The 6,951-nt window shown below is 58.7% G+C and carries 5 protein-coding genes and 1 pseudogene; 2 read left to right on the top strand and 4 right to left on the bottom strand.

Annotated elements, in window-relative coordinates; genetic code table 11:
* Positions 1-663, bottom strand: a pseudogene (locus ACFFAR_RS19950) (bifunctional aspartate transaminase/aspartate 4-decarboxylase); the annotation flags it as partial.
* 537 nt (positions 664-1,200) lie between these two features.
* Between ACFFAR_RS19950 and ACFFAR_RS19945 the strand changes: the two are divergent.
* Positions 1,201-3,840, top strand: a complete 2,640-nt coding sequence (locus ACFFAR_RS19945; RefSeq protein WP_375508325.1) for an excinuclease ABC subunit A — start codon at positions 1,201-1,203, stop codon at positions 3,838-3,840.
* A gap of 44 nt (positions 3,841-3,884) precedes the next feature.
* On the opposite strand, the gene ACFFAR_RS19940 is transcribed toward ACFFAR_RS19945, so the two are convergent.
* From ACFFAR_RS19940 to ACFFAR_RS19930, 3 genes are all read right to left on the bottom strand, one after another.
* A complete protein-coding gene (locus ACFFAR_RS19940; protein WP_062171433.1) occupies positions 3,885-4,946 on the bottom strand; it encodes an alkene reductase in 1,062 nt (353 codons plus the stop codon).
* 56 nt (positions 4,947-5,002) lie between these two features.
* Positions 5,003-5,299 (bottom strand): helix-turn-helix transcriptional regulator, encoded by a 297-nt coding sequence (locus ACFFAR_RS19935; protein WP_062003273.1) that lies wholly within the window; start codon positions 5,297-5,299, stop codon positions 5,003-5,005.
* Positions 5,300-5,411: 112 nt separating this feature from the next.
* The gene (locus tag ACFFAR_RS19930) at positions 5,412-6,095 is read right to left on the bottom strand and encodes a dihydrofolate reductase family protein (RefSeq protein WP_062003274.1); all 684 of its coding nucleotides are present in this window, start codon (positions 6,093-6,095) and stop codon (positions 5,412-5,414) included.
* A gap of 218 nt (positions 6,096-6,313) precedes the next feature.
* On the opposite strand from ACFFAR_RS19930, the gene ACFFAR_RS19925 reads away from it, so the two are divergent.
* Positions 6,314-6,951: alpha/beta hydrolase (locus ACFFAR_RS19925; RefSeq protein WP_375508324.1), on the top strand; the 638-nt coding region annotated here is incomplete at its 3' end.

Raw genomic sequence — 6,951 nt, 5'->3', positions numbered from 1 at the left:
GTTTACACCAATGAGTGGATCCGACGGGCCATCGAGCGCAATGGTGTCGCCCGGTTTGATCAGGTGATTTTCGCGCAAGGTATTGAAGATATACGTCATGGCCGCGGTGCCGCCTTCGGTCGCGAAGATGTCGAAATCGCCAATGAACGGATGCTTGCCGACCATTTCCTTTTTTAGATACTGCGCCACGATCACTTCAGACAATTTCAGCATCCGGTCGGGCACCGGATAATTCGAAGCAAGAATCCCCTCGCACATTTCGTAAAGGAATTCGCCGCCGTTCAAACCCAGTTGATCGCGCACGTACGACAGTGCGCCGCGCAAGAAATCGATACCCGGAACGCCCTTGTTGTCGCGTGCGAAAATCTCGAAGCGTTCTTCAAGTCCTTCATGTTTTGGAAACCCGCCCAGCCCTTCTGGCATATGTGCGAATGAACGCTCGGATTCGCGCATGGCGAACAGACCTAGTTGCCAGAAGCCATGGCGAGGGATGGTGGCGAGGAAGTTCGGGTTGCCGCGGCCTGCGTTGAGCATGGCGACGTTGGCCGGGCGGTCGACCGCGCCGCCGCCCGCAGCCTTGATCAACTCGTCCTTCAGTTCGAACGGGCTGAGTGCTGCAATCTTGGACTGCTCCTGCGAACCCGCTTTCTTGGATTTGGACATCCAGTACCTCCAGAAATAATCGACTGCTTTGAAAGAGAGGGGCGCGCGTTGTCTTGGCGCCGGCCCTCGGGAGAAGCGGCAATGAGAGTCAGGGAATGCATGCTTGCCGCGACTAATAATCAAGGCATCCCACATCTCCTGATCGAAAGGGTCGAGCGTTTTGCGTTGGGCTCCATGCCCTGGTCCACACGCCAGGTCTACATACATAAGTCGCGACATTTATCGCAGGCAATGAAACAATTACTCATTCCATTGCAGGAAAAAAATCGCGATAAACCTGTCCAACGCACAAAGTCGCAACCGCTTCATGATTTGAAATAGCGAAGCGATTTTGCAAAATCGCATCTCGCACCCCTCACTAATATCACGTCCGCGTAGCGAAAGCGGTTTCGATGGCGCGAGAATTTGGCGGTATCAAAAACGGCTTTTAAACGCCGCCTGTCGAATGCCTCGCTTGTGCGCCCATGCGAAAGCCCGGGCACAAGCTCTGCGGGCCGATTAATGCTGAGCCCTAACTGCAAACCAAAGAAAAGGCGCATGACAGATCGAAATAACGAATCTTCGTCTCCTCAACCCGGCTTCGTTCGTGTACGTGGCGCACGCGAGCACAATCTGCGCAACGTGGATGTCGACATACCACGCGACGCACTCGTGGTTTTCACCGGCGTGTCGGGCTCGGGCAAATCGTCGCTTGCATTCGGCACGCTTTACGCCGAAGCGCAGCGCCGGTACTTCGAGTCGGTCGCGCCCTACGCACGCCGTCTTATCGATCAGGTTGGCGTGCCGGAGGTGGATTCGATCGACGGATTACCGCCTGCGGTAGCGCTCCAGCAGCAACGCGGTACGCCGAACGCGCGGTCGTCGGTCGGCAGCGTCACCACATTGTCGAGCCTCGTGCGCATGCTGTATTCGAGAACCGGCACATACCCGGCAAAGCAGCCCATGCTGTTCGCCGAGGACTTCTCGCCGAACACCGTGCAAGGCGCCTGCCCCACATGCCACGGCCTCGGACGCGTGTACGAAGTCACCGAACAGTCGATGGTGCCCGACGACTCGCTGACCATCCGCGAGCGTGCGGTCGCTGCGTGGCCACCGGCGTGGCATGGCCAGAACCTGCGCGACATTCTCGTCACGATGGGTTACGACGTCGATACCCCCTGGCGTGACCTTCCCAGGAAAGCTCGCGACTGGATCCTCTTTACCGACGAAACGCCGACGGTGCCCGTCTATGCCGGCCTCACGCCCCAGGAAACGAAAGCCGCGCTCAAACGCCACGCCGAGCCGAGTTATCAAGGCACGTTCACAGGCGCGCGCCGCTATGTGCTGCACACGTTCGCCAATACGCAAAGTGCGTTGATGAAAAAGCGCGTGTCGCGTTTCATGGTGAGCAGCGCATGTCCGACATGCCATGGCAAGCGGCTGAAACTCGAGGCGTTGTCCGTCACGTTCGCGGGACTGGATATAGCGGATTTGTCGCAGATGCCTATGGCGCGGGTCGCGGAAATATTGCGCCCCGTTGCGCGCGGCGAGGCGTCGCCCGATGTAAAAACCGGCGAAGTGCTGAACAAAACAGAAATGCGCGAAGCCTTGGAGCGCCGGGTTGCGTCGGGAGGATCTGCGCACAAGGCATCGCCCGATATACGACGGACAACGAATCAATCCCGCGAAAAGCAGGTCGCCGCACAACGCATGGCAAGAGAGCTGCTCGAGCGATTGTCTACGCTGATCGACCTCGGTCTCGGGTATCTTGCGCTGGACCGGAGCACGCCGACGTTGTCATCGGGCGAACTGCAGCGCCTGAGGCTCGCGACGCAACTGGCATCGCAGTTGTTTGGCGTCATCTACGTGCTCGACGAACCCTCCGCCGGACTTCATCCCGCCGATGGCGAGGCGCTCTACAGCGCGCTGCAGCGCTTGAAAGAAGCCGGCAATTCGCTCTTCGTGGTCGAGCACGATCTGGAGATGATGCGTCGCGCGGACTGGCTGGTGGATGTCGGGCCGGCGGCGGGGACGGCAGGCGGGAGCATCGTGTACAGCGGTCCGCCTGCAGGATTAGCCGACGTGGAAGCATCGCAGACACGGCTGCATCTGTTTGGGGAACGCCGGACTGCTGAACGCACGAAGCGTTCTCCGGCTGGATGGTTGCGGCTTGCCAACGTCACTCGAAACAACCTGCAAGCTCTCGACGTAGCATTCCCGCTTGGGTGCTTCACGACGGTCACCGGCGTCTCGGGATCGGGGAAATCCAGTCTGGTAAGTCAGGCGCTGCCGGAACTCATCGCGGAAAAACTCGGCAGTCCGATAGCGACCGAAACCGACGAAGAACGCGATCCTCTCCTCGATACGGAAGACATTCAGACAGACGGCGATATCGTGGAAGGGATGGAACATATACGCCGCCTCGTACGGGTCGACCAGAAGCCGATTGGCCGCACGCCGCGTTCCAATCTCGCCACTTATACCGGCCTCTTCGACCACGTTCGCAAGCTGTTTGCCGACACGCCGCAAGCGCGCCGCCGACGCTACGATGCCGGCCGTTTTTCATTCAACGTCGCAAAAGGCCGCTGTCCGACGTGCGAGGGCGAAGGCTTCGTCAGTGTGGAATTGCTTTTCATGCCGAGCGTCTATGCGCCATGCTCCACTTGCGGCGGAACGCGCTACAACCCCGAGACGCTCGAAATCAAATGGAACGACAAGGACATTGCGGAAGTCCTGCAGATGACCGTCGATACCGCCTGCGGCTTTTTCGCAGACGAACCACAGATCATGCGTGCGCTCGCGGTATTGCGTGACATCGGGCTGGGCTATCTGCGGCTCGGGCAGCCCGCGACGGAACTCTCGGGCGGCGAGGCGCAACGCATCAAGCTCGCAACGGAACTGCAGCGCGCGCAGCGGGGCAAGCACCTCTACATACTCGACGAACCCACCACGGGCCTGCATTGCGTCGACAGCGACCGGTTGCTGGTGCAGTTACAGGGTCTCGTCGATGCGGGCAATACCGTGATTGTCGTCGAGCACGACATGCGCGTGGCGGCGCAAAGCGACTGGGTCATCGACATGGGGCCGGGCGCGGGAGAAAGCGGTGGCAATGTCGTGGCAAGCGGAACGCCAGAGGACGTGGTGAAGAAGGGAGCGCGCGGTCATACAGCGAAATATCTGAAGGCGTGCATGACATGAAAAACGGTGGCCCAAGGCCACCGTTTTTCATGAAACCAAAAAGATCAGTCCATGGTTTCGAGCGTCGGATAGTCCGTGTACCCCTCGGTACCGCGTGCATAGAACGTCTCGGGAATCGGCGCGTTCAACGGGGCATCGGTTTCAAAGCGCTTCACCAGATCCGCATTTGCGATGAACAACTGGCCCCATGCCACAGCATCCGCATCACCGCGATCGAGTGCGGCCTGCGCGCTTTCCTTCGTGAACTTTTCGTTCGCGATATAAACGCCGCCGAACTCTTTCTTCAGCAACGGTCCGATCGAATCTTCAGCCACACGTTCACGTGCAGCAATGAACGCGATCTTGCGCTTGCCCAACTCACGTGCGACATAACCGAAAGTCGCGGCGCGATCGCTGTCGCCCATGCTGTGCGAATCAGCGCGCGGTGCGAGATGCATGGCGACGCGATCCGCGCCCCACACCTCAATACATGCGTCGACGACTTCGAGCATCAGGCGCGCGCGATTTTCAACAGGACCACCGTAATTGTCCGTGCGCGTGTTCGTGCTGTCCTGCAGGAACTGGTCGAGCAGATAACCGTTAGCGCCATGGATTTCAACGCCATCGAAACCGGCCAGCTTCGCGTTCTCAGCTCCTTTACGGAAAGCGGAGACGACGCCTGCGATTTCATCGAGTTCCAGTGCGCGCGGCGTCACGAACTCGCGTTGCGGACGCACGAGGCTCACGTGCCCCTTCGCGGCGATTGCGCTTGGTGCAACAGGCAGGTCGCCATTCAGGAAGATCGGGTCCGAGATACGGCCGACGTGCCAGAGTTGCAGCAGGATCGTGCCGCCTGCGTCATGCACGGCTTTCGTGACCAGCTTCCAGCCTTCGACCTGCTCGTCCGACCAGATTCCCGGCGTTTCAGCGTAACCCACGCCTTGCGGCGTGACCGAGGTCGCTTCGCTCAGGATCAGGCCGGCTGCGGCGCGATCAGCGTAGTACCGTGCCATCAACGCGTTCGGCACGCGTTCTTCACCAGCGCGCTGCCGCGTGAGCGGCGCCATCACAATACGGTTGCGAAGATTGAAAGCGCCTGCTTTGAGCGGATCGAGGAGATTTGGCATTTTGAAAGCAATCCTAAATAGAGTACGGTGAATGTTCGTTGATCGACGTGTCGCGTTTAGAGCGTGCGGTGCAACTGTTCGAGAAACGCGTTGATTACCGCGTCGTCGCGCTTGAAAAAGATCCACTGGCCAACTTTTTTCGACGTGACCAGACCCGCCTTGTGAAGCGTTGCCAGATGAGCCGATACCGTGGATTGCGACATATTGCAGCGCGCATAGATCTGCCCCGCACACACGCCATTCTCCAGCAGCATGTCCTGCTCGCTGAAATAAACCCCGGGTTCGTTGAGCCACGCGAGGATCTCGCGGCGCACCGGATTGGCCAGGGCTTTGTGAATAGCGTCGATGTCCATGAGACGGCAGTAAGTACGGTTAGGTCCAGCGGATGAATTCGCGATGAACCGAATTATATTTCGTAAAAACCCGAAATACAATAAAACCACTTACGCCATTAGGGGTAATCCCTTACTTCGTTTTTTGCGTGTAGCGCAGCCACACGCCATCGTTGGCCGTCTGTTCAACTGACGTCAGCGTGAGGTACGCCGGCTGTTTCCATGCGTCCATCGAAACTTCGAACGACGACGGATGTTCGGTGCGGCCATCGACGAGCGGCAAGATCAGCACGCTGACCTCATCGACAAGACCGGCATTCACGAACGCACCGCTTACATGGGAACCGCCCTCCACGATCAGCTTTTTTACGCCGAGCTCATCTGCGAGCGTTTCGATCACATGACCCAGGTCGATGTCCGTCTTGCCACCGAAAACATACGACACACCAATGGACTGAAGGTACGCAAGATAGTCGTCCGCGACCTGCTCGGTCACGACTTCGATGATGTGCGATTTGAGCGCGGTGTCCGATTTCCACTCGACCAGTCCCTTCGGATCAATAGAAATGGCGTACTGGTCGGCACCGCGTTTGGCGAAATGATTCGTGCGCGGAACGGGTTCCTCGGCGAGGCCCTTCGGATAACCGTCGCCATGCGCGATTTCCTGCATCGTGACGCGTCCGCAAATCCAGCCGTCGGCCTCGAACGTGGCAGCGGTGCTTTCGTACAAGTCGGAAGCATAGTCGAGGTGCCAGCCGTCAGTGAGACTGCGACCATCGACGGAAGACATCATGTGGCAAACAATATAGGGCTTCATGGGAGGTCCATGGTTGGGTTAGGACAATCGCATTGCAGCAAATAGTATTCCGCAGCGCTCAAAGACAAAAATACCGCATCATGCTGCTGGTCGGAAAGCGAGGATCGATGGGCATAACGCTTGCACTTCAAGTGTAAGGAACCGCCATTCGTGGAGCGGTTTCCATCAATTCTGGAGATGACATAAGCCTCGCCGATACGAGCAAGGGTGTCGTGGGAATGGACCCGACCGAGCATGCCGACGCCGACATGAAGGACGTGCTCAACGCATTCGAGAGCCTGAACCCGAAGCCAATCGAAGATTGCACTCCAGACGAAGCGCGTCAGCAACCTACCGTCACCGACGCCGTGATGAAGCTGATGCAGGCACGCGGCATCACGCCACCGCCAGCCGTACAGCAGGTGCAGACACAGGAGATCATGATTCCGGGCGCGGCATGCGAAAACCCCGCACGTGTCTACAAGCCTGCGGGCGAAGGCCCGTTCCCCGTGATCCTGTATTTCCACGGCGGCGGCTTCGTGTTTGCCGACATCGACGTCTACGATGCAACGCCGCGTTCCATCGCCGCGCAGACGAATGCGATCGTGGTGTCGGCGCATTATCGGCAAGCGCCTGAGCACAAGTTTCCTGCGTCGCATGAAGACGCTTTCGCAGCATGGAAATGGATCGTCGATCATGCCGCAAGTCTCGGCGGTAACCCGGCGCGAATTGCGGTGATGGGCGAAAGCGCGGGCGCCAACCTGGCTGTGAACGTAGCCATATACGCACGTGACGCCGGCTTGCAACTCCCGCTGCATCAAGCGCTGGTCTACCCGGTCGCAAGCGACAACGTGATGGCGATTTCCTATGAGGAAAA

Origin of the sequence: uncultured Caballeronia sp. (genome assembly GCF_964243625.1) — a bacterium.
Classification (GTDB): domain Bacteria; phylum Pseudomonadota; class Gammaproteobacteria; order Burkholderiales; family Burkholderiaceae; genus Caballeronia.
Note: the sequence above shows the minus strand (reverse complement) of the source record. Positions and strands in the feature narration are given on the sequence as shown.

Coding starts and splice junctions, on each gene's coding strand:
- ACFFAR_RS19935 (WP_062003273.1), bottom strand. CDS start 5,299: ATGGACATCGACGCTATTCACAAAGCCCTGGCCAATCCGGTGCGCCGC.
- ACFFAR_RS19930 (WP_062003274.1), bottom strand. CDS start 6,095: ATGAAGCCCTATATTGTTTGCCACATGATGTCTTCCGTCGATGGTCGC.
- ACFFAR_RS19945 (WP_375508325.1), top strand. CDS start 1,201: ATGACAGATCGAAATAACGAATCTTCGTCTCCTCAACCCGGCTTCGTT.
- ACFFAR_RS19940 (WP_062171433.1), bottom strand. CDS start 4,946: ATGCCAAATCTCCTCGATCCGCTCAAAGCAGGCGCTTTCAATCTTCGC.